The organism is Kineobactrum salinum, assembly GCF_010669285.1.
Lineage (GTDB): Bacteria > Pseudomonadota > Gammaproteobacteria > Pseudomonadales > Halieaceae > Kineobactrum > Kineobactrum salinum.
Map to the genome: position 1 here is coordinate 1,457,619 of NZ_CP048711.1, position 22,144 is coordinate 1,479,762.

Below are 22,144 nucleotides of genomic sequence, written 5' to 3' on the forward strand. Positions count from 1 at the left end.
TAGCTAGCCGTCGAGCACCGACTTGGCGATAATCAACTTCATAATCTCCGAGGTGCCAGCGAAGATACGGGTAATGCGGGCGTCCGCGTAGAGGCGGGCGATCGGATATTCCATCATGTAGCCGGCGCCACCGTGCAGTTGTACGCCCTCGTCTACCACGTCGCCCAGCAGCTCGCTGCTCAGCAATTTTATTTCGGAGGCCGCCACGCTATCGCGTTCACCGCGGTTGTATCCCTCTACCAAAGTATCGCCGAAGGCTTGCATCATATCTATGCGGGCGCGCAGCTGCGCCAGCTTGAAGCGTGTGTTCTGTTGCTGGGCCAGCGGTTTGCCGAAGACCTTGCGCTCGCAAACGAAGTCGCGGGTGAGCTCGAAGGCGTACTCGGCGACACCGACGTTCCACAGCCCGCAGATCAAACGCTCTTCCACGAGGCCGCCCATCAGGTATTTGAAGCCCTGGTTCACTTCGCCCAGCAAGTGGCTCTTGGGCACCTTGACGTTGTCGAAGAACAGCTCGGCGGTATCCTGCGACTTGAAGCCCAGTTTTTTAAGGTTGGCGCCTCGTTCGAAGCCTTCCCAGCCTGCCTCCACCACGAACAGACTGATGCCGTGAGGCAGTTGGGCGTCGGTGCGTGCGGCAACAACAAATACATCGCCATTGATGCCGTTGGAGATGTAGGTTTTGTTGCCGTTGAGCAGGTAGTGGTCGCCCCGGTCGATGGCGCTGCTACGCATGCCTGCCAGATCGCTGCCGGCATCCGGCTCGGTCATGGCCACGCCGAGAATGACTTCACCGCTGACGGCTCTGGGGATATAGCTCTCATTCAGGAAGTCGCTACCGTGCTTGAGAATATAGGGGGCGATGATACTGCTGTGCAGGAAGGGTATGAAACCGCTCTCACCGCAGCGCCCGAGTTCCTCGGCACCAATCTGCTGAAAGCGGAAGTCGTCGATGCCGAGTCCGCCCAGGGATTCAGGGGCCTGGGGAATCAGGAAACCTTGAGCACCGGCCTTCAGGTAAAGCTCGCGGGGGGTGATGCCAGTCTCGCTCCAGACCTCGCGGTGGGGGACCACTTCCCGCTGCAGGAAGGTGCGAAAGGATTCGCGGAACAGATTGTGCTCTTCGTTGTAGCAATAGCGCTTCATGGTCGATTTCGCTGCTGTGGGTTGTTTGCGGCGCGACCGTACTGCGGTCCCGCCGCCAGGGGAGGCGCCCGGCGGCGCCGCGTTTTACACCGTAACGATGGCCTCGCCCACCAGGGTCTGGGTGCCGTCCTGTCTGCTCGCGCTGATAGCCACCCGCGCGCACGGTCCGGTCTCATCTTCAAACAGCTCCACCACCTGGCCGCTGCAGTGAATTACGTCGTAGAGCTGGGTGATGGCGGCAAACCGACAGCTGAACTTGCGCAGCCGGCTCTGGGGCTGCCAATCGGTAAGCATGCGGCCCAGCCAGGCCATGGACAGCATACCGTGGACAAAGACGTCCGGCATGCCGGCCTTCCTGGCAAAATCGCTGTCGATGTGAATCGGATTGTGGTCGCCGGAGGCCCCCGCATACAGCGCCAGAGTAGCGCGGGATACGCTCGGCAGGGTCAGCGACGGAATTTCGGTGCCAATGTTCATCGGGATTGTCCTCTGCTCAGGCATTGCGGTAGATCAGGGTGTTGGTGGCCGTGGACACCAGTTCGTCGTGCTGGTTGGTGTAGCGGTTTTCCTGCACCACAAATTCCAGCGCACCGCCCTTCTTGTCATAGATGTCGGCGATCCTGCTACTGACAGTGATATGATCGCCGGCATAGATCATGCCGAAATATTCGAATTCCTGGCTGCCGTGCAGTACGCGGCCGAGATCCAGCTGCAGTACTCTGACGATGGGCAGGAACTCCGGACTTTCCAGATCCAGTGAGAACGGAAAGGTAGGAGGCGCAGGAATTGTCCGGTAGCCGGCCGCGCGCGCCGCAGCTTCGTCGGTATACACCGGATTGGTCTCGCCGATGGCCTTGGCGAAGAATTTCAGGCGGCCTTTTTCGACCTCGGTGGTAAAGCTGTTGAATTCGTGGCCGATCTTGCTGCGATCCAGCATTGCTGATTCCTCTTCAAAATTTTTTGGTTTCACACCTTTTGGTACAGGGTCACCACGGCGGCACCGCCCAGGCCGAGGTTGTGCTGCAGGGCAGCGCGAGCACCATCCACTTGCCGTTCGCCAGCCATGCCGCGCAGCTGCCACACCAGCTCGGTGCACTGCGCCAGGCCGGTGGCACCCAGCGGATGGCCCTTGGACATCAGTCCGCCGGAGGGATTGATCACGTATTTACCGCCGTAGGTATTGTCGCCGTCGTGAATGAATTTCTCGGCTTCGCCTTCTCCGCACAGACCCAGGCCCTCATAGGTGATCACTTCGTTCGTAGTGAAACAGTCGTGCAGCTCCACCACTTGCACCGCCTCGGGACCCAGGCCGGCCTGTTCGTACACATTCTGCGCGGCCTTGATGGTCATCTGCGCACCGACAAGGTTGATCGGATCGGTCCAGCTGTCTTCCAGGTCGGTGACCATGGCCTGGCCGGCGATCTCGACGCCGGCATCGATACCGTGCTTGCGGGCGAAGGCGGCGCTGCACACCACAGCGGCGGCGGCGCCGCAGCTGGGCGGGCAGGCCATCAAGCGGGTGAGATACGGAGGGAAGATCGTGGGCGCCGTCATCACCTCCTCCAGCGTCAGGGGCGCGGTGAACATTGAATACGGGTTTTTCACCGCGTGGCTGCGGGTTTTCACTGCGACCCGGCCGAAGATGTCAGAGCTGGCGCCGGTCTTGTCAATATAGGCTGTGCCCGCCTGGCCAAAGCAGCGCAGTGCAAGCGGCGCCTCGGGGGCCTCAGAGACCTCGTCGAGTCTGCGCATCATCGGCCCGAAGGGCGATTCGCGGTCCTGCCATCCCGCACCCAGTGCACCTTTCTGCATCTCCTCGAAGCCGAAGGCGAGGGCGCAATCCAACGCCCCGGAGGCCACCGCCTGGCGCGCCAGAAACAGGGCCGTGGAACCGGAGGAACAATTGTTGTTGACGTTGATCACCGGAATGCCGCTCATGCCCACGTCATAGAGCGCGTGCTGGGCGCAGCAGCTGTCACCGTAGACATAACTGCCGTAGGCCTGTTGCACCAGGCGGTAGTCGATGCCGGCGTCATTCAGGGCCTCGCGAATGGCTTTCGATGCCATGACCCGGTACGGCTCCTGTTGGCCGGGCTTGGCAAACTTGACCATGCCAACCCCGGCGATACGTGCGTTTGTCATCCCTTGCCTCCTGTGAGCAGGTCGATGCCAGTGGCCTCACTCACGACCTTGAGGCTATCGTGCAGGCTGTCCACCTGTTCGGCGTCCTTGAAGTCGCAGATTTGACCCCACTGTTGGGCTACCTGTTCCGCGCTGATGGGCGCATCGATGCCCAGCGAGACGCCCCTGGTGCGCAGGAGGCCAAGCTTGGCAAACCAGCCTGCGCCCACTTCAAACACACCCCCATTTTCGAGGCTGTCCTCGCTGCAGAGCTTGACCACCAGAGGTACCACAAACTCCGGGCTGGTGGCCTTGACGAATTCGGGCGGAAAAGCAGTCTCGGTCAGGCGCGAGCCCGCCACCGGGGCAATGACGTTGCTGAGCACATTCTTGCGGCCTCCCTCCAGAGCCAGTGTGCGGCCCAGGCCGAGCAGTGCCGATTTGGCCGAGCTGTAATTGGACTGACCAAAGTTGCCGTAGATGCCTGCCGCCGAGGAGGTGAAGATGATGCGGCCGAAACCCTGCGCCAACATCAGCGGCCAGGCGGCCCTGGTAACCTGGTACGCGCCGTTCACATGTACCTTGTATATCAGCTCCCAATCGGTGTCGCTCATTTTGGCAAAGCTGGTGTCGCGCAGGATGCCCGCGTTGTTGACCACCACGTCGACGCGATCGAAATTGTCCAGCGCGCTCTGCACGATCTTGCCCCCTTCCTCTACCGAGTCGTAGTTGGCCACCGCCTCGCCGCCGGCAGCGCGGATCTCCTCCACCACCTGGTCGGCCGGTGTGGCACTGGCCCCCTCGCCGTGACTGCTGCCCCCAGATCATTGACCACCACGCGGGCACCGCGGCGGGCGAACTCCAGCGCGTAGGCACGGCCCAGGCCGTTCCCGGCGCCGGTGACGAGAACAACTTTCCCATCAAAACGAATTTCACTCATGGTTTCTTCCTCTGTTGGCAGGGTATTGAAGTTCAGCCCAGGCGGTCTCTCAGCTGTCACCAATATGGAGAGCCAGCGAGCGCAGGCGGGAGCTTCGAACACATATTGTGGTCATTGGATACGGCGATCTTTGCTCTGCCAGTGGGGCTCGCGCAGCGCGTTCTTCTGGATCTTACCGGCGCCGGTCATCGGGAGAGGGTCCTCGCGGAACTCCACCGATTTGGGCAGCTTGTAGCCGGCAATCGCTTCACGGCAGAATTCGACGATGTCCTGTGCGCTGCAACTGTGGCCCGGGCGCAGGCGCACAATAGCGTGAACCGCCTCGCCCCACTGTTCGCTGGGAACGCCGATCACCGCCACCTCTTGCACAGCGGGGTACCGGGAAATGACGCTTTCCACTTCGGCCGAGAACACGTTTTCGCCGCCGGACACGATCATATCCTTGACCCGGTCCATCAGAAACAGGAAGCCGCCTTCATCCATGTAACCGGCATCACCAGTGAGCACCCATCCGTCCACCAGAGTGCTGGCAGTCTGCTCCGGCTTGTTCCAGTAACCCATCATGGTATTGGGGCCCTTGACCGTGATTTCCCCAATTTCACCAGACGGTAGCGCCCGGCCGTCGGCATCGCGGATTTCGACTGTCGAGCAGTAAGTGGGTCGTCCGGCGGAGCGCAGCTTGCCGGCCAGGGGCCATCCAGCACGTGGTACTCGGGCCCGAGTATCGAACACAGGGGAGCCAGTTCGGTCTGGCCATAGGCCTGACGAAAATTCACGCCGGGCAATTTCTCCATGGCGGCTCTCAGGGTGCCTTCAGGCATGGGCGAGGCGCCGTAGATGATGGCCCGCAACGAACCGAGATCGGTGTCGCCCAGCGCGTCGGAGGCCAGCAGCAGGGCGATCATTGTAGGCACCAGCACCGTGTCGGTCACAGCACAGCGCTGCATTTCAGCCAACACATGGTCGGCGTCGAAGCCAGGAACAATGACCTGGCGGGCACCGGCCAAGGTGGACATCCACATTGGCATGGCGCAGGCCAGGTGAAACATGGGCGCCGCGTGTAGCGTGCAGGTGCCATTGCGCGCCAGCTCTGTCTCTACCAGTCCCGACATGGAGCTGGTCCAGATGTTGCGGTGTGACAGCATCACGCCTTTGGGAAAACCAGTGGTGCCGCCGGTGTAGAAAATGCCGGCCATCGATTCGCAGTTGCCGTCGTGGGCTGCAATCGGCTCTGCATCCGCCACCAGCTGTTCGTAAGCCAGCGTGCCCGTTGGCGCTTCACGCTCGCCAGTGTAAATGGCGAGGCGAATGCGGTTGCTTCGGGACATCAGTGTCTGACCCATTTCGCCAAAGGCATCATCGATAAACAATACCGCGGCCCCGGAGTCGTCCAGCGAGTACAGAAGCTCCTGCAGCGACCAGCGAATGTTCAGCGGCACCAGAACGGCGCCAGCCCAGGGTATCGCATAGTAATATTCGTAGTAGCGGTCCGAATTCAGCCCCAGCATGGCCACACGATCGCCGGGCTTGACGCCGTGGCTACGCAGGGCACCGGCTAGTTTGGCTACGCGCTCGGCGATCTCGCGCCAGCTACGAGATCGCTCGCCGAACTGCAGGGCTGTCGTGTCGGGGCTGACCTGCGCATTGCGTTGGATGGCCTGGATCAGGTGCATGGCAATTGTCGCGCTCCTCAGTTAAATTCCAAAATCATGTCCATGGAGTCCGGCCTCAGCCTCAGTGAGATTTAATACTAGGAGAGACGACCTCCAGGGACAATGTTCAAAAAATACCTTCTTATTGACAATTGTTGGCCGACAAATCGATTTTAACTACTGGCAGACTGTCCGCTGCCTGAGACAAGATGTCCTCACCAATCATGGACTGATATACTTTATTTTTCCAAGCTGGCCGTCTGCAGTGTTTCAGGGACGGACGGCTCACATGTGTGGGACAATAACAATTTATGAAAGACCGGACGGTTGCCTGCCACTATGTACAGGCACTGATAGCTCCTGTTGAGCGCCGCGGCATTGCCAGCGCACCGCTGTTGAAAGCCGCAGGTATTGCCGGCGAGGTGGTGCGGGACGCCAGGGCAAGGGTGCCGCACACGAGTTACGTCAGGCTGGTCAGGAAGATTTGGGCCTGCCTCAATGATGAAAATATTGGCCTGGCCGAACCCCCGTTGCCGCTTGGCGCATTCTATTACGCCAGCCATCTGATGGTGAATGCGCCAACCCTGCGCAAGGCGTTGATGCTGGGCACCGGCCTCTATCGTTACGTCAATCCCGCGTGGAGTGTGGAGCTGCTGGAGCATGATGGCGCCGCTGAAATCCGCGCCAAACTCCAGTTCCCTGAACTGGATCCGGACCATCTGCTGGCGGAATTTATCCTCTCTGGCTGGCACGGTTTTGCTTCCTGGTTGATCGGCAGCAATATGGTACTCAAGCAGGTGGGATTTGATTTTCCGGTGCAGCCCCACGAAGAGGAGTATCGCCACCTGTTCCCCTGGCCCCGCGCATACGGGCAGCCCTATCTGAGCCTGCGTTTCAGCGCCAGGTATCTGGATCGGCCGGTGGTGCAGAATATTCCCAGTCTGGAGCAATATATCGGTACCACACCGTTGTACCTGCTGCTTAACCCGGTAAATGACAACAGTTATGACGCACGCATTCGCCGTATTCTCGATGCCGCCGATAGCGGGCATTTTCCACCCTTCGACGAGGTGGCCGACAAGCTGCACATGACGACCAAGACTCTGCGCCAGAAGCTGAAAGAAGAGGGTATCAGCTACCAGAAAATCAAGGATGTGATCCGGCGCGATCGCGCCATTCATTACCTCAGCGTTTCCGCCTGCTCCGTAGCCGAGGTGGCACAGAAGGTCGGCTTTGCAGAGCCGGGCGCCTTTATTCGAGCGTTCAAGAGCTGGACCGGGCTGACTCCCGGCGCCTACCGTAGCCAGCGGGAGCGCGACCTCCCCTGAGTGGCTCCTGGCGACCACAAGATGGCGACATGCTTGCCATCCAGTCCCAGATTCTAACAGTTAATCAAAGACTATATGGTTCGCATTTACTTTACCCTTGGCCCTTGTCACGCACCCCCACGGGCAACTGTATCAGCTAGTCCGACTGTATTGCTGCGCCGCTTCCCATTGTATTCAGCCAAATAGCGATTGGCGCATTTGCGATAAAAGCTGGCGCATTTTTGGCAGGCCTGTAAGTTGAAAACGATTAAGCTACTAATTGGTATCAAAAACGGCAATTAAGATGATAATGAGGAATCCAAGAAAAGTAAATCGGAACACGTCGATTTAATCTGATCAGTATAGCGACAGCTAATGCTAGAAGTAACGCGCAGCCAAATTCACAGAATGAAAATAGTTTGATTCGCGATTCAGCACTATTGGGTGCTGAGGAGATAGCTTTGGACCTTGAAGGTAAAACTGCATTCATCACAGGTGCAGCCAGCGGTATTGGGCGTGCAACGGCCTGTGCGTTCGCTCGCGCTGGCGCCAATGTCATGATGGTAGATCGGGAAAAAGGTGGCCTCGAAGAAACTGCCGATATGGTTCGGAAGAACGGTGTGGCTGTTGGAACGGTGGTAGCCGATGTAACTGATAGAGTACAGATCAGTGAAGCGGTGAAGGCAACGATAGAGCAATTCGGTACTTTGGATTGTGCGCATAATAGTGCCGGATTCTATCCCGCCCCCATGGACATCGTTGATGTATCAGAAGACATTGCACGGCGTACTCTGGAGGTCAACTATTGGGCTACCTATTATTGCATGCAGGCACAGATAAAGGTCATGTTGGAACGAGGAGGCGGCACAATAGTAAACACCTCTTCAGTCGCCGGTCTTGTCGGAGCGCCGAATGATGCTGTGTACTCTGCGTCCAAACATGCAGTCGTTGGACTCACGAAATCGGTGGCGCTGGCATATGCTGCTCGAGGCGTTCGCATTAACGTAGTATGCCCGGGCGTGATTGAGACGCCGATGGTTGAAAAAATCATTGGTACCGATGAAGGACGTTCTGTAGTAACCGCAATGCATCCGATTGGCAGGCTCGGTGCGCCAGAAGAAATCGCTAATGCCGTGGTCTGGCTGAGTTCGCCCGCGGCAAGCTTTGTGGTTGCGACGAGCTTCGCTGTCGATGGCGGATTCACCGCCGACTGAATTTCGATAGTAAAACAAGCGGTAAGTGAATGAAAATATTATGCTATGAGAGAAAAACATATTACAGAAACGCTTTGATAGCTGCGCTGTTGTGCCCGTCAGGCGGCCTGAATGACAGATAGCATGATGTTTGACGCGGTGGCTCGCGTTTTCCGCGACATTTGCAGTCCCAATGCAATTAGACGCGGGTCGGCCGGTGAATGGTTGGCCGATGAGTGGCGCAACGTGATCGATCTGGGATTGACAAATTCCATGGTCGATGAAGACGTCGGCGGGCTGGGTATGCGCCCTCGGGAAATTGGCGATATTTTACGACTCGTTGGCTATTGGGCGCCGCCATTGCCGATCGGCGAGAATGTGTTGGCCACGGCTGTGCTCTCCCGCGCTGGTCTGGACATTCCGGATGGTGTGATTTCGATTGCGCCGCCGGCCGAAATGTCGCTCGCATTAACTCCACACCAGGCGGACTGGTCGATATCCGGGAAGGCCCATGGCGTTCCATGGGCGCGCTATTCAGACGCAGTGGTTGTGCAGTTGATTGACGAGGACCGCCGATATATTGCCGCTGTGCCCCAGTCTGGTTGCTCAGTAACGCCCGGCGATAATCTTGCCGGAGAGCCTCGGGATGATGTTGTGATTGACTGCGTGTTGCCCCAATCGTGTGTCGCAGAAACGTCGCTCAAACGTTTTGATGTCAATGCTTTAGGGGCTGCGTTACGCACTGTGATGCTGGCCGGCGCTGCAGAGCGAATACTGGAAATGAGCCTGGCGTTCGCAAGCGAGCATGAACAATTCGGCCGCCCGATCGCGGCGTTTCAAGCAGTTCAGCACAATCTTGCCGTCATGGGCGAGCAGGTCGCAATTTGTCGCGGTGCAGCAAATATTGCCAGCGATGCAATGTTTGTTCCGGGCGGAGATCTGGCGATCGCAGTGTCGAAAGCACAAGCCGGTGAAGCTGGCACAAAACTATGCAGTTTAGCTCACCAGGTTCATGGAGCCATGGGTTTTTCAGAAGAATACGACCTGCATCTTTACACAAAGCGAATTTGGGCCTGGCGTGAAGAATTCGGAAGCGAGAGTTTCTGGAACAGGCGTGTCGGTGATGCAGCGCTCGCTCATGATTCAGATCTATGGTCGCTTATCTCCAGTGAACTCAGAAGCACAGATTCTATTTATGACACACAGGCGGGGGAGTCACTATGAGCCCCGTCACACCCGGTTCGAGACGAATGAATTCATTCGATATTTTTCAAGATGAAAGCTAGAAAGAGGAGTAAAGATGGCTTCTGCAACGACTGATGATCCAATTGCCTACCCGAACCATTTCTTTATCGACGGCGACTGGGTCTCGCCTTCCAGTGATTCGGTCATTGACGTAATTAATCCTACTACTGAAGAGCTCTATTGTCGCATTGCAGAAGCGCAGGAAGCGGATATGGTAAAGGCAATCGCTGCTGCAAGAGAAGCTTTCGACAATGGGCCCTGGCCTCGCATGACGCATGCTGAGCGTGCGCAATATTTGGAAGCGATCGCCGCTGGAATCAACAAGCGTATCGAAGCGCTTGGCGACATTTGGACAAGCCAGGTGGGCGTTCTCCGCCGGGCCGCGAAATATGCGGTTCCGGGAATTGCGTCGACGTGGGAGTATTATGCGGGTCTCGCGGAGAGCTATGCGTGGCAGGAACAACGCAAGCCCAGTGCCGGCGGCGAAATAGCCCTGGTTGTCCGAGAGCCTGTTGGCGTCGTCGGCGCGATCATCCCTTGGAACGCTCCGCTTGCCATGATTGCGAACAAACTGGCGCCGGCCTTGATCGCAGGGTGCACCGTAATTCTTAAAGCATCGCCGGAAGCGCCGGGCGAAGCGTATATTATGGCGGAAATTGCCAAAGAAATCGGATTGCCGCCTGGCGTAATCAATGTTCTGACCGCTGATCGTCACGTGTCGGAGTCATTGGTGCGCAGTGGCGATGTCGATAAAATTACGTTTACGGGGTCCACCGCCGCGGGCCGACGCATCGGATCACTGTGCGGCGAGCGAATTGCGCGCTGTACGCTTGAGCTTGGTGGAAAATCAGCGGCCGTGATTCTCGATGATTACGATATTCAGACTGCTGCCAATACGATCACAGGAGCCGCCTGTTTCCTGACGGGCCAGGTTTGTTCATCTTTGACCCGCATCATTGTAAGCCGCAGCCGTCACGACGATATGGTTGAGGCTCTTGGGGCGGCTTTCGCAAAGATTAGCATTGGGGATCCCTTTGACAAGGCAACGATGATGGGGCCGCTGGCTACCAGCCGTCAGCGTGATCGTGTGGAAGGCTTCATCGACAGTGGTGTCGCGGATGGGGCAACACTGGCGGCAGGCGGTAAACGGCCTTCCAATCTCGATCGGGGGTTTTTTATTGAGCCAACTGTCTTCGGCAACGTAGACAATAATATGACAATCGCTCGCGAGGAGATCTTTGGGCCAGTATTGAGCGTTATCCCCGCTGATGATGAAGAACATGCAATTGAGATCGCCAACGATTCGATTTACGGACTGAATTCTTCGGTATTTACCAACGATGTCGACAGAGCAGATAGTGTCGCGCGCGTTCTTCGCGCCGGAACAGTTGGGCACAATTCATTTAGAACCGATTCATCGGTTTTATTTGGAGGCTTCAAGCGATCTGGCATTGGACGCGAAGGCAATATTGAAGGTCTTCAGCCCTATCTCGAATTGAAGGCGATTATTTACGACAAACAGCCGAGTAGCCTTGGATAATTGAAAAACTATTGGACCTCGTTTGGAAACAACGCGCTGGGGAAAGAATTTTCAGGCATCTGGCAAAAAATTCAGGAGTTACACAATGAAGGCAGCCGTCTTGCGCGAGGTCAATTCGCCTCTGACCATCGAAGATGTCAAGATCGACAAACCGGGTCCCAAAGAAGTACTTATTCGTACTTGTGCGACTGGTGTCTGCCATTCCGATCTGCATCTGGCGAACGGATCCTGGCGCACACCATTGCCCGTGATTCTCGGGCATGAATCATCCGGAATAGTCGAACAAATTGGTTCCGACGTGCGTCATGTAAAGCCCGGCGACCATGTGATTACCTGCATCTCGTCGCATTGCGGTCACTGCGAAGAGTGCTTGACCGGCCATATGTACATGTGCCTAAGCCCTGAGGATTCAAGACCGGAAGCTGATGGTGCACGTTTGTGGAAGGACGACAGTGCCGATTCCATCATTCACCAGCAGGCCAATCTTTCCGGCTATGCCGAACAGATGTTGGTTCCGCATAGTACAGTCACAGCGATTCGAAGGGATATGCCGTTAGATGTTGCCGCATTGATTGGTTGCGCGGTTACAACAGGAGCTGGCGCGGTGCTGAACACGGCGCAGGTCGGCTTTGGAGACACCGTCGCGGTGATCGGGTGTGGTGGCATCGGCCTGTGTGCAATTAACGCCGCATACATCGCAGGCGCAAGTCGTATCATCGCCATCGACACGCGAAAATCGAAGCTTTCCCTGGCCAGGGAGTTCGGTGCGACAGATGTAGTGGATTCAGCGACAGATGATCCGGTAGAGCAGGTGCGCGAGTTGACCGGAGGGGGAGTGAATTACAGTTTCGAGGCGGTCGGCCTCAAAGAGACTGCCGAACAAGCATTCAAGATGCTCCGTTCGAGGGGCGTAGCGACAATTATCGGCATGATTAAACCGTCGGTTCGCCTGGAGCTGCGCGGCGCTGACTTCCTCAACGAACGTTGCCTGCAGGGAAGCGCCATGGGATCAAATCGATTCCCCGTCGACATGCAGCGATTCGTCGAATTCTATATGCAGGGTAGATTACACCTCGATAAACTCATCTCCCGCCGTATCAAATTGGATCAGATAAACGAAGCCTTCGATGATCTAGAAAGCGGGAACGTTGCCCGCAGCATAATTGTCTTTGACACGTAATGAGGAGCGGTTTGCGGAATTAGGGAGGTTAACTCTGATTTTTGTAGCCAATCAATTCGTTTTAGAGAGATAAATATAAAGTTTTCGATTACATGAGGAGATGAGCGTGCAGGATGAGTTGACAGTTGCTTATCACGCAAAAAGAAACCCGGAAAAAGCCGCAGTCATTATGGGCGGCAGTGGTGAAATATTAAACTATCTAGCTCTGGAAAACGGATCTAATCAAGGCGCACACCTGTTACGGGATTGCGGTCTCGAAGTGGGCGACGCAATCGCTATTTGCGTGGCGAATTCCACAAAGTTTTTTTATGTGGCGTGGGCGGCGCTGCGTTCTGGGCTTAGGATCGTCCCAGTATCGACGAAGCTGACAGCAAAGGAGATTGCGTATATCGTTAATGACTGCGCCGCTAAAGTACTGGTCACCGCACCAAACATAGGCGATACGTTTTGCAACCTTCCGAACGAGATAAAAGGCGCAGTGCTCTTTAGCTTGGGTCAAGCGGCGCCGGGATACCGCGTCTGGGACACCGAAGTCGATAGATTTCCTGTGACTCCAATTGACGATGAGGAGGAGGGGCTTGAATTCCTTTATACATCCGGGACCACAGGTCTTCCCAAGGGAATCGTTTATCATTCTTCGCCGACCGGGAAAATTGGCGCGCGAGCTGCCGTATTGGATGCGCTTGACCGTCTCAACCTGGGCGCTGAATCTGTCTATCTATGCCCTGCTCCGCTTTATCATTCGGCACCGTTCGCCTATTCGCTTGCATTTATTCAAAAAGGCGCCACGGTCGTGGTAATGGAGAGCTTCGATGCGGAGAAGGCGCTTCATCTGATTGACCGGTATAAGGTGACGATCAGCCAGTGGGTTCCCACGCATTTCGTCCGATTGGTCAATCTGCCGGAAGAAGTCCGTAGTAAATACGATATTTCATCATTGCAGTTAGCCCTACACTCAGCTGCGTCGTGTCCAGTGTCAGTCAAGAAAGAAATGATCGATTGGTGGGGACCGATCCTGTATGAGCATTACGGGAGCAGTGAGCAGACCACTCTGACGTTTATTGATTCCAAAGACTGGCTGGCGCATCCCGGGTCGGTCGGTAAATGCATTTTGGGAAAAATACACATCTGCGATGACAATGGAGAAGAGCTACCGGTCGGGTCGGTTGGCCAAATTTACTCCGAGGGTAGCGCCTCATACACATATCACAATTCCCCTGAAAGTACCCTCAAGAGTAAAAATCAACATGGGTGGACTACAGTAGGCGACATGGGTCGTTTAGATGAAGATGGCTATCTCTATCTCTCCGATCGTAAGGACTTCATGATCATAACCGGTGGCGTGAACGTTTACCCTCAGGAAATTGAAAATCTTCTCGTCACCCACCCCAGGATTCTAGACGCTGCGGTGATCGGAACACCAGATCAGGATTTCGGTGAAATCGTGACGGCTTTCATTCATCCGCAAGATATGAACGATGCCACCCCGGAATTCGCTGAAGAGATCAGAGATTGGTGCCGTGATCATCTATCAAGCGTTAAAGTTCCAAAACGGATTGAGTTTCGTGACAGCCTTCCCAGGCTTCCGACGGGGAAAATGGTCAAAGGTAAATTGAAAAAGGAATACCTGCGTGATCAAACTAGTCAAGTTTCTGGTCGAATCGTCGACACAAAGGAAAGCTGAATTTTGATCGCTGCACTCGACTTTCCGGCTCCGAGCAGATTGCCTAATGAGCAGGCCCTGCGAAATGAAGTACGTGACTTCTTGAAACAGGAACAGGAACTGGTGCGTGCCGGCGCCCTCGGTAGCTGGAGCCGCTGCTGTCCTGAATTTAGCCGGCGGTTGGGAGAACGCGGCTGGATAGGCATGGCGTGGCCCAGGAAATATGGCGGGCAAGAGCGCTCGGCGCTTGAACGGTATATTGTGATTGAGGAACTGTTGGCTGCGAACGCTCCTGTCGGCGCGCATTGGACTGCGGATCGGCAATGTGGTCCGCTGCTCCTGTACTGCGGTTCTGAAGAACAACGACTTGATATTCTGCCGCGAATTGCCGCCGGGAAATGCTATATCGCCATTGGTCTTAGCGAACCCGGAGTAGGTTCTGACCTGGCTTCCCTGAAGACACGCGCTGCCCCCGTTGACGGCGGCTACTGTCTACGTGGTACCAAGCTTTGGACAACGCAGGCGCACATCAGCCATTATATGACTGTACTTTGCCGCACGGATGGGGAGCACAGTCATCGTCATGAAGGGCTAAGCCAACTCATTGTCGATATGGCATCGCCCGGAATTGAAGTTCGTCCAATCATTGATATGACTGGGTCGCATAGTCTCAACGAAGTTCAGTTTGATGACGTATTCGTTCCTGATAATGCTCTGATTGGGACGCGGGGCGATGGATGGAAACAAGTCTTGAATGAGCTTTCCAACGAACGCAGCGCGCCGGACCGCATCCTTTCATCGTTCAAACTGCTGGATCAACTTGTAGCGTCGGTACGCTCCGAACCCACGGAGGAAGGTAAACGCGAGGTTGGACGTTTGATAGGTCGCACTGCATTACTGACAAGCCTTTCTGCGTCAATAGTGGAAATGCAACGGCTGGGTCGGGACCCCGGTGCCTCGGCGGCAATTGTCAAGGACCTGGGCGCCGAGCTCGAGCAGGAAACGCCCGAAATTGCTCGAAAACTGTTTCCGCTGGAACTGTCGCGGGGCTCCGACGATTATCTTCAAACACTGATCGGAGCCATTTTACTCATGTCACCATCATTCAGCGTGCGTGGTGGCACGCGCGAGATTCTGCGGGGAATTATTGCCCGCAGTTTAGGAGCGAGATAAATCGGATGACGAACTCCACCGTAGTATGCGAGCGTCTCGAAGATGGCATTGCTTGTTTGACGCTAAACAGCCCAAAAACACGAAACGCTCTTTCCGATGGAGGTTCCGTGAATTCCTTGTTGGAATGGTTGGGTTTGCTCGATGCGGACCATTCGGTTCGGGTTATCATACTGACAGGCGCCGGAACGGCGTTTTCGGCAGGTGGAGACCTCAAGACAATGGTTGCTGGCGAAGGGCCCATCAGCACTAAACCAGATATAACGCGAACTAACTACCGGACAGGTATTCAACGCCTTCCGATCGCTTTCGAAACACTGAATGTGCCGGTTATTGCGGCCGTGAACGGTCCTGCCATTGGCGCCGGTTGCGATCTCGCATGCATGTGCGATTTAAGGATCGCCGCAGAATCCGCTGTTTTTGCAGAAAGTTTTGTCAAGCTCGGACTCATCCCAGGGGACGGCGGCGCTTGGCTGTTGCCACGCATTGTAGGTTTTGCCAAGGCAAGTGAAATGGCGCTAACTGGAGATCGGCTCAATTCATCTGACGCGCTTGCTTGCGGTCTCGTCTCCCAGGTCGTCCCCGGCGAGAAGCTTATTGAAGCGGCGGTGGCTCTTGCCCGACGTATTGCAGCAAATCCGCCAGGTGCGGTGCGAATGACGCGCCGCCTTTTGCGGGAAGCTCAATCAGCCCGCCTTGAAACTGTTTTGGAGCTTTCTTCGGCAATGCAGGCGCTAGCCCACACGACGACTGAGCACAAGGAAAGTTTGGCGGCGGCGCTGCGCAAGGTTGGAAAGACTGATCATAAATAGGGCGATTAGCCATGGGAGAACATGTGATGTCTGAAAGGATTGTACGGCGCAGGGTTGTGACGGGCCACAATGCAGAAAACCGATCCTGTGTTGCCTCCGATACTGCGCTTTTCGGAGAGGATGTTCCGGGGATGCCCGGGAATGTAGTCATCCGATTCTGGGGCGCTGACAAGGAAATGGTTTATCCTGATAGCGGCGATGAACCACAATACGCTGGATTTTATCCGAATCGAGGCGGCTTTCGTTGCCTTGAGTGCTCGATCCCTCCAGATACCGTTGCTGAGACGGCGTTAGTCAATGACGCGGGAGCCGACGAAACGGCACTGGGCGAGCTAGAAACGAAGATGCCTGGCCTGGCAACCGTCATGTCCGGAGAGGATCCCGGCATGCACCGAACGGCGACAGTAGACATGGTGTTAATCGTCGATGGTCAATGCATTCTGAGACTGGATGAGGAAGAGGTTGCGCTCGGGGTCGGCGATCTGGTGATTCAAAGCGGGACCAGGCACGCCTGGGGAAATCCTTACGATAGACCGTGCCGTTTCCTGGCAGTTACGATTGGCGCCAAGAACGACTTGTGTGAGTGAGCCTCATGATCGGGATTCATTTTTATATTTCTGAAGACAAGCGAGGATAACATGCCGAGAGACAAGGAATCAGAATCTGAAATTGAACGCATTGAAAGAACGTTCAACGATCCAAACTTTAATCTTGAGGAGTGTTATCAATATATTGATCCTGATGATTTTGTAGCTTTTCGCTTCATGCCTCCGACTGTTGTAGGCCGGGAGGAATGGAAGAGGATCATTGGCGAAATGGCAGAAAATGTGGCGAGGGTGGATGGAGAAATTATCAAGATGGAGATAAGCGCGGGAAGCGATCACGGCTTCGCCAATAGCATCCTGAAGGTCACAACTTACGATGAAGATGGCAATGCAACTTTTTCCGGAAATTTACGCACCACGGTGTGTTACCGCAAAAAGGACGATAAATGGTTTCAGGTGGCTCAACACGCATCGGTGCCCATCAATTTTGCGACGGGTCAACCAGACTTCGACAGTGAGTGGTAAAAATACCATGTTGCCCAGCAACGTCGGCTTACCCCGAGAATCATGAATTTTTCACTTGGCCTTAGCTGGTCGCCATACCGTCAGATCATAGTCTACATGACAACTTGGTGTTGGACGACATTTCGGGCAACGACTTAGACTTGGCTCATTGCCAGTAATATTCGGGCAGTCAAATCCGTTGGGGGCACAACGTGACTTTTGCCAAAATAGCACCAAAAACTATGATTTTGGCAGATAGAACTAATAAGGTTTGTAGAAATATCTTGACATCGGACATCCGGTACTTACATCTCTAATAGAATTTACTGGTCATTTTCAGTTTAGAGGGAGAATAAAATGAAATTCAATCTTAAATGTAATACTAAATTGCTTGTATCGGTAAACTTGGCAATGCTTGTATCGGCAGGCGGGGCGATTGCGCAAATTGAAGAGATCGTCGTCACTGCGCAGAAACGGGAGCAAAAACTCAGTGATGTTCCAATTTCAATTCAGACTTTGTCCGGGGACTATATTCAGCGTCAGCAAATTAATAATGTTGCTGATCTTACCCAGGTTGTTCCGAGTTTTAACGCGCTGAACGTGTTTCGTGACCAGCTATCTCCTGCATTGCGCGGCGCGGGGTCGATAAATGATAATCCGGGTGTGGATCAAACGGTTGCGATTTTTCTCGATGGTATTTATATGGGTCAAACCAGCCACATAAGTGCGAACCTGTTTGATGTAGAGCGGATTGAGGTCCTGCGCGGTCCTCAGGGTACGCTGCAGGGGCGCAACGTGACTGGTGGAGCGCTTATGCTCGTTACAAGCGATCCGTCAGATGAGTTCCGCGCAAAAGGCGATATCAGTGTTGGCTCTTTCAATACGAGAAGCTTTCAAGGTTTAATCTCTGGTCCCCTTGTTGAGGACCTTCTAGCAGGTCAAATCTCCGCGTCTTATCGCAAGAGTGACGGCTATCTAGACAATAAAGCTACCGGCAACGACCTTGAAGCGGACGATGTATGGGCATACCGCGGTAAGCTTAAATTCACCCCAAATGATAAAGTAGATGCAGTTATCTCTGCTTCGTATGTAAAAGATACAGGTTTGGGATCTGAATCGAATATTGTAGGTAATTCCGGGCTGTCGGGCGATCCAACCAACGGAGCAACCTTAACTGACCTGGATCGCGATGTTTATCAAGACATTGATGGTGAGCGCGACAGGGAGTTTTGGGATATTACAAGCAATATCGATTTCCATACATCAATAGGGACCATAACCTCAGTAACCGGATATCTTGAGTCCCATTCGCTCTCAGAAGTAGATATAGACGGTACATCTTTGCCGAGCGCTGCGGTGCTCGATCAGGACGATGAGCTGGAACAGTTTTCCCAAGAGCTTCGATTGAATGCTGAATGGGAGCGTGTGAATTTCACATTAGGCGCGTACTATCTCTGGTCAGATCAAGAGAAATCCGAGGATCTTGCGGCCAATTTTACCGAAGGTCACCTCCTTGCTGTATTGGCAGGCAATCCTGATGCTCCGCTTTTCGGTCCAGGCCTAGGGCCGGTAGATATCACTGGTCTTCACGGTTACAACAATACTTTCAAGAACGAAACCACATCCTGGGCAATTTTTGGGGATGCGAGCATCACATTGACCGATAATTGGTCTTTCGTTGGCGGTCTCCGCTATTCTGACGAATCCAAAGATTATTCATCTTCTTGTGAGGACACAGGAAGTAATGCAGCATTCCCATTTATCTCGCCGTGTTTCGTAGCACCTGTTGTAATCGAGGATGAAGAAAGCTGGGACGCTGTAAGCTGGCGTGGCATTCTCCAGTATAGCCTTGATGGTGGGGGCATGATGTACGGTGGCATATCGCGTGGTTTCAAGTCAGGTGGGTTTTCCATTGATGACGTTACAACCGTAGTTGTTAGAGATGACTATATCGTTGATCCAGAATACGCCACAAACTATGAAATCGGCGCTAAACTAGCGCTTGCAGATCGCAGATTGATATTTAATCCAACCATCTTCTTCACAGAATATGATGACTTGCAGGTGACGACGTTCACACATGGCGCAGCCGTCCCACGGCCAATTGTCGATAATGCCGCAACAGCCGAAGTCTTCGGTGTCGAAGCTGAAATTATGGCCAACCCTGTTGAAGGGCTGGATATTTCGGTGAGCTATAGTTACATCGACTCGGAATATAAAGAGTATCTGGATGCTGAGGGAAACAATTTCTCCGGGAATAGTACGACGTTTTCACCTAAACATGCGGTCAACGCCGGTGTTAGTTATACGGTTAACTTGCCACGTGATAATGGATTACTCCGATTTGACGCGAACGTTCAATGGAAAGACAAGTATCGCGTTCAGCCCCAGGATGATGAGCAGAGTACTGTAGAGTATCAGCCATTGTTCAATGCAAGTGTCGAGTACCAGCTGCCAGGAGACAGCCTGTTTTCAGTTCTCTTGTGGGGCAAGAATCTGACAGATGAAAGGTTCTCACTTGGGGCGGCGGACCGGGCGACATTCAATGCCAGTTTCGCCGACGCCATCGGTGGTGTGGATACCACTAGTCTAGTGATGCGGGGTAACGCGCCGCGCACGGTGGGCATAACTCTCCGATTCGGGTACTGAGCCAGAGGAATTATTAGATCCTGTTATTTTGCAAGCAATGCAATCCCAGTCGTCTTGAATTAGGGATTGTATTGCTTGTCTTTTTTGTGTGTATGAACGCTACCCGTCTGAGGGTAGATGAAATATTGTAACCGCCCGAAACACGAAGCTACGCGCAGGGTAATCAGGGCCTACTTACTGAAAACTCTTGAATCAATTGCAGGTCTCTGTAGTCCCCAAAAACTCTCCTGAACTTCTACGCTTCACAACTGATATTTTTTGGCGCCATCAATATACTGGATGGCGAGATATCAGTATCTGTAGTCCAAGTCTTCGCGCATGATACTACTTGAATACAGCCTTCGACCGCAGGCGATAGCTGACCAGTCTACCGATGAGTATTTTTTCGATTGATCGTATTGCTGAAGATACAGCTGTTCCAAGAGTACTATTAATTTATCAGTTGTTACGCGGCAAAAACCGTAGGCTAGATGAACAAACCAAGATGTAATACAACAGAGTTTGGAGTGATAGATGCAGAACGATACCCCGCCTGATGACACTACCAGTGATATAAATATTGAAACCTGGCGTAAAAAGTTTCTTGAGGAGCGAGACCGGCGCTTACGCGCCGACGGCGAACACCAATACATCAAGGCTGCGGGATCTTTTGCTCGCTATCTTGAGGAAGATCCGTACGCAAGTGAGAGCGTGCAGCGCTCACCAATAGTCGACGAAGTCGAGGTCGTTATAATTGGCGGTGGCTTTAGCGGCATTATGGCCGGCGCCTACCTGAGAAAGGCCGGTATTGATGACTTTCGTATTCTTGAGACTGCCAGTGATTTTGGCGGTTCGTGGTATTGGAACCGTTATCCAGGTGCGCAATGCGATATTGAGGGGTATATTTACTTACCCCTATTGGAGGAAACAGGATATGTTCCCAAGGTAAAATACCCTTTTGCTGGTGAGATATTTCAGCACTGCCAAAGAGTGGGAACGCATTTCAATTTATATGAGAACGCCTGCTTTCAAACCAAAGTCAACGGCCTGAACTGGGACGAGTCTCTCAAGCGGTGGATTGTGCGCACAAACCGCGATGATGCAATCAAAGCCCGATTTGTCATTTTGTCTGTGGGCGTGGGCGGAAAAGCCAAGTTGCCGGGGATACCTGGGATCGAAGATTTCGAGGGTGTAAGTTTTCATTCAAGCCATTGGGATTACGATTACACAGGCGGTGAACCAAATGCGGAACGCTGGGACGCGTCAGACGAAGGGGATGGCGGGACGCCCAAATTGGACAAACTGGGTGACAAGACGGTTGCCGTTATTGGCACCGGCGCGAGCGCCATTCAGTGCATTCCTTATCTGGCGCGCGACGCGAAGCAAGTTTATGTCTTTCAGCGGACGCCCAATATGGTTTCCGAGCGTGGCGGGAACCCGAAAACGGATCCCAAATGGGCTGAAACGTTAAAACCGGGTTGGCAAAAGGAGAGACGCGAGAATTTTGAAGACATTGTCACAGGTAAGCCGCTTGAGAAAGATTTGGTTGACGATTGCTGGACCCACATGTTGAAGAAGTCCAAGGCGATGATAATGAAGCCTGGCTTGAACACTGAGGAAATGAAGCTCGCAGCTGAAATAGGCGATATCAAGTTAGTTCAGGATGTGCATAAAGAGGTTGAAAGCATCGTCAGGGATAAAGAGGTGGCTGAAGCTTTAAAGCCCTGGTTCCGTCCGGGCTGTAAACGACCAGGCTATAATGATGAATATCTTGCCGCATTCAATCGCCCCAATCTGGAGTTAGTAGATGTCAGCGACTCCAAAGGCGTTGAAAAAATAACTCAGACAGGCGTTGTGGCCGATGGAAAAGAATATCAAGTAGATTGCATAGTCTTTGCAACTGGTTTTGAAATTGCGATCACGGATTTCAAATCTTTTATTGGTTTTGACATTGTCGGTAGAAATTCGCAGTCGCTGTACGAGCATTGGGGGAACGGCATACGGTCACTCCATGGATATGGTGCTCACGGTTTTCCAAACTGGTTCTATATTGGTTTTTCGCAAAACGGGTTTGGCTTTAATCAAGGTTATATGTTGGATGAACAAGTCCGACATGTAACCTATATAATCGACCAGGTCCGCAAGCGCGGGGCAACGGTCGCTGAGGTCAGCCGTGAAGCCGAAGAGAAGTGGGACGCAACTGTTCGAGAGATGTCTCGCACAAACACCGAGTTTCTAGAAGCTTGCACGCCTGGTTTCTATAACAACGAGGGACAATCGCGAGGTGGCATTGCATCGCAAGCTTATTCGGCCGGCGTTAGGGCATTCAACGATATCTTGGAACAATGGCGGAACGACGATAAACTCGAAGGATTGGATCTGTCATAGTGCTGGGTATAATGCCTGCTCCGTTCGGATGGACTATCATTTCCCGCAGGTTCTGTTGAATGGCTGATTTAGCGCGATTTTATGTGCAGTCGAAATTTGGCAAACTGGCC

The 22,144-nt window shown here is 53.9% G+C and carries 20 protein-coding genes; 12 read left to right on the forward strand and 8 right to left on the reverse strand.

Translation table 11 applies throughout. The features are described from left to right. Positions 1-3: 3 nt before the first annotated feature. The 8 genes from G3T16_RS06210 to G3T16_RS21775 all read right to left on the reverse strand — a co-directional run bounded on the left by G3T16_RS06210 (position 4) and on the right by G3T16_RS21775 (position 5,880). Positions 4-1,146, reverse strand: coding sequence for an acyl-CoA dehydrogenase family protein (locus G3T16_RS06210; protein ID WP_163494300.1), 1,143 nt, complete (start codon positions 1,144-1,146; stop codon positions 4-6). 84 nt (positions 1,147-1,230) lie between these two features. Beyond that, a complete protein-coding gene (locus G3T16_RS06215; RefSeq protein WP_197911929.1) occupies positions 1,231-1,623 on the reverse strand; it encodes a MaoC family dehydratase in 393 nt (130 codons plus the stop codon). A gap of 16 nt (positions 1,624-1,639) precedes the next feature. Next, positions 1,640-2,083, reverse strand: coding sequence for a MaoC family dehydratase N-terminal domain-containing protein (locus G3T16_RS06220; protein ID WP_163494302.1), 444 nt, complete (start codon positions 2,081-2,083; stop codon positions 1,640-1,642). Positions 2,084-2,112: 29 nt separating this feature from the next. Further along, positions 2,113-3,288 (reverse strand): lipid-transfer protein, encoded by a 1,176-nt coding sequence (locus G3T16_RS06225; RefSeq protein ID WP_163494303.1) that lies wholly within the window; start codon positions 3,286-3,288, stop codon positions 2,113-2,115. Then, on the reverse strand, positions 3,285-4,040 hold the full coding sequence (locus tag G3T16_RS06230) for an SDR family NAD(P)-dependent oxidoreductase (protein WP_269473269.1): 756 nt from the start codon (positions 4,038-4,040) through the stop codon (positions 3,285-3,287). Before G3T16_RS06230 ends, G3T16_RS06225 begins: the two co-directional genes overlap by 4 nt. Beyond that, positions 3,983-4,207 carry an SDR family NAD(P)-dependent oxidoreductase gene (locus G3T16_RS22755; RefSeq protein WP_332102869.1) on the reverse strand — a complete coding sequence of 75 codons (225 nt, stop codon included), beginning with the start codon at positions 4,205-4,207 and terminating at the stop codon, positions 3,983-3,985. The genes G3T16_RS06230 and G3T16_RS22755 overlap by 58 nt, the downstream gene beginning before the upstream one ends. A gap of 111 nt (positions 4,208-4,318) precedes the next feature. Continuing rightward, positions 4,319-4,885, reverse strand: a complete 567-nt coding sequence (locus tag G3T16_RS22415; RefSeq protein WP_269473289.1) for an AMP-binding enzyme — start codon at positions 4,883-4,885, stop codon at positions 4,319-4,321. Beyond that, a complete protein-coding gene (locus G3T16_RS21775; protein WP_269473270.1) occupies positions 4,768-5,880 on the reverse strand; it encodes an AMP-binding protein in 1,113 nt (370 codons plus the stop codon). Before G3T16_RS21775 ends, G3T16_RS22415 begins: the two co-directional genes overlap by 118 nt. Positions 5,881-6,170: 290 nt before the next feature. Between G3T16_RS21775 and G3T16_RS06240 the strand changes: the two genes are divergently transcribed. The 12 genes from G3T16_RS06240 (at position 6,171) to G3T16_RS06295 (ending at position 22,034) form a co-directional block, all read left to right on the forward strand. Next, complete coding sequence (locus tag G3T16_RS06240; protein ID WP_163494304.1) at positions 6,171-7,187, forward strand: AraC family transcriptional regulator; 1,017 nt, start codon at positions 6,171-6,173, stop codon at positions 7,185-7,187. A 440-nt stretch (positions 7,188-7,627) separates the two neighbouring features. After that, positions 7,628-8,380 carry an SDR family NAD(P)-dependent oxidoreductase gene (locus tag G3T16_RS06245; protein WP_197911931.1) on the forward strand — a complete coding sequence of 251 codons (753 nt, stop codon included), beginning with the start codon at positions 7,628-7,630 and terminating at the stop codon, positions 8,378-8,380. A gap of 123 nt (positions 8,381-8,503) precedes the next feature. Further along, positions 8,504-9,583, forward strand: a complete 1,080-nt coding sequence (locus G3T16_RS06250) for an acyl-CoA dehydrogenase family protein (RefSeq protein ID WP_163494305.1) — start codon at positions 8,504-8,506, stop codon at positions 9,581-9,583. 76 nt (positions 9,584-9,659) lie between these two features. After that, entirely contained in the window at positions 9,660-11,144 is a 1,485-nt protein-coding gene (locus tag G3T16_RS06255; RefSeq protein ID WP_163494306.1) for an aldehyde dehydrogenase, read from the forward strand. An 85-nt stretch (positions 11,145-11,229) separates the two neighbouring features. Beyond that, positions 11,230-12,324 (forward strand): Zn-dependent alcohol dehydrogenase, encoded by a 1,095-nt coding sequence (locus G3T16_RS06260; protein ID WP_163494307.1) that lies wholly within the window; start codon positions 11,230-11,232, stop codon positions 12,322-12,324. 106 nt (positions 12,325-12,430) lie between these two features. Continuing rightward, complete coding sequence (locus tag G3T16_RS06265) at positions 12,431-14,008, forward strand: AMP-binding protein (protein WP_197911932.1); 1,578 nt, start codon at positions 12,431-12,433, stop codon at positions 14,006-14,008. 3 nt (positions 14,009-14,011) lie between these two features. Continuing rightward, complete coding sequence (locus G3T16_RS06270; RefSeq protein WP_197911933.1) at positions 14,012-15,160, forward strand: acyl-CoA dehydrogenase family protein; 1,149 nt, start codon at positions 14,012-14,014, stop codon at positions 15,158-15,160. A 5-nt stretch (positions 15,161-15,165) separates the two neighbouring features. Then, positions 15,166-15,969 (forward strand): crotonase/enoyl-CoA hydratase family protein, encoded by an 804-nt coding sequence (locus G3T16_RS06275; RefSeq protein WP_163494309.1) that lies wholly within the window; start codon positions 15,166-15,168, stop codon positions 15,967-15,969. An 11-nt stretch (positions 15,970-15,980) separates the two neighbouring features. Beyond that, positions 15,981-16,556 (forward strand): cupin domain-containing protein, encoded by a 576-nt coding sequence (locus tag G3T16_RS06280; protein WP_163494310.1) that lies wholly within the window; start codon positions 15,981-15,983, stop codon positions 16,554-16,556. Positions 16,557-16,607: 51 nt separating this feature from the next. Then, positions 16,608-17,039 carry a YybH family protein gene (locus G3T16_RS06285; protein ID WP_163494311.1) on the forward strand — a complete coding sequence of 144 codons (432 nt, stop codon included), beginning with the start codon at positions 16,608-16,610 and terminating at the stop codon, positions 17,037-17,039. A 336-nt stretch (positions 17,040-17,375) separates the two neighbouring features. Beyond that, positions 17,376-19,667 (forward strand): TonB-dependent receptor, encoded by a 2,292-nt coding sequence (locus G3T16_RS06290; protein ID WP_163494312.1) that lies wholly within the window; start codon positions 17,376-17,378, stop codon positions 19,665-19,667. Between the two features lie 513 nt (positions 19,668-20,180). Continuing rightward, positions 20,181-22,034, forward strand: a complete 1,854-nt coding sequence (locus tag G3T16_RS06295; protein WP_163494313.1) for a flavin-containing monooxygenase — start codon at positions 20,181-20,183, stop codon at positions 22,032-22,034. The last annotated feature ends 110 nt before the right edge of the window (positions 22,035-22,144 follow it).

Coding starts and splice junctions, on each gene's coding strand:
- G3T16_RS06210 (WP_163494300.1), bottom strand. CDS start 1,146: ATGAAGCGCTATTGCTACAACGAAGAGCACAATCTGTTCCGCGAATCC.
- G3T16_RS06215 (WP_197911929.1), bottom strand. CDS start 1,623: ATGAACATTGGCACCGAAATTCCGTCGCTGACCCTGCCGAGCGTATCC.
- G3T16_RS06220 (WP_163494302.1), bottom strand. CDS start 2,083: ATGCTGGATCGCAGCAAGATCGGCCACGAATTCAACAGCTTTACCACC.
- G3T16_RS06225 (WP_163494303.1), bottom strand. CDS start 3,288: ATGACAAACGCACGTATCGCCGGGGTTGGCATGGTCAAGTTTGCCAAG.
- G3T16_RS22755 (WP_332102869.1), bottom strand. CDS start 4,207: ATGAGTGAAATTCGTTTTGATGGGAAAGTTGTTCTCGTCACCGGCGCC.
- G3T16_RS21775 (WP_269473270.1), bottom strand. CDS start 5,880: ATGCACCTGATCCAGGCCATCCAACGCAATGCGCAGGTCAGCCCCGAC.
- G3T16_RS06240 (WP_163494304.1), top strand. CDS start 6,171: ATGAAAGACCGGACGGTTGCCTGCCACTATGTACAGGCACTGATAGCT.
- G3T16_RS06250 (WP_163494305.1), top strand. CDS start 8,504: ATGATGTTTGACGCGGTGGCTCGCGTTTTCCGCGACATTTGCAGTCCC.
- G3T16_RS06255 (WP_163494306.1), top strand. CDS start 9,660: ATGGCTTCTGCAACGACTGATGATCCAATTGCCTACCCGAACCATTTC.
- G3T16_RS06260 (WP_163494307.1), top strand. CDS start 11,230: ATGAAGGCAGCCGTCTTGCGCGAGGTCAATTCGCCTCTGACCATCGAA.
- G3T16_RS06275 (WP_163494309.1), top strand. CDS start 15,166: ATGACGAACTCCACCGTAGTATGCGAGCGTCTCGAAGATGGCATTGCT.
- G3T16_RS06280 (WP_163494310.1), top strand. CDS start 15,981: ATGGGAGAACATGTGATGTCTGAAAGGATTGTACGGCGCAGGGTTGTG.
- G3T16_RS06285 (WP_163494311.1), top strand. CDS start 16,608: ATGCCGAGAGACAAGGAATCAGAATCTGAAATTGAACGCATTGAAAGA.
- G3T16_RS06290 (WP_163494312.1), top strand. CDS start 17,376: ATGAAATTCAATCTTAAATGTAATACTAAATTGCTTGTATCGGTAAAC.
- G3T16_RS06295 (WP_163494313.1), top strand. CDS start 20,181: ATGCAGAACGATACCCCGCCTGATGACACTACCAGTGATATAAATATT.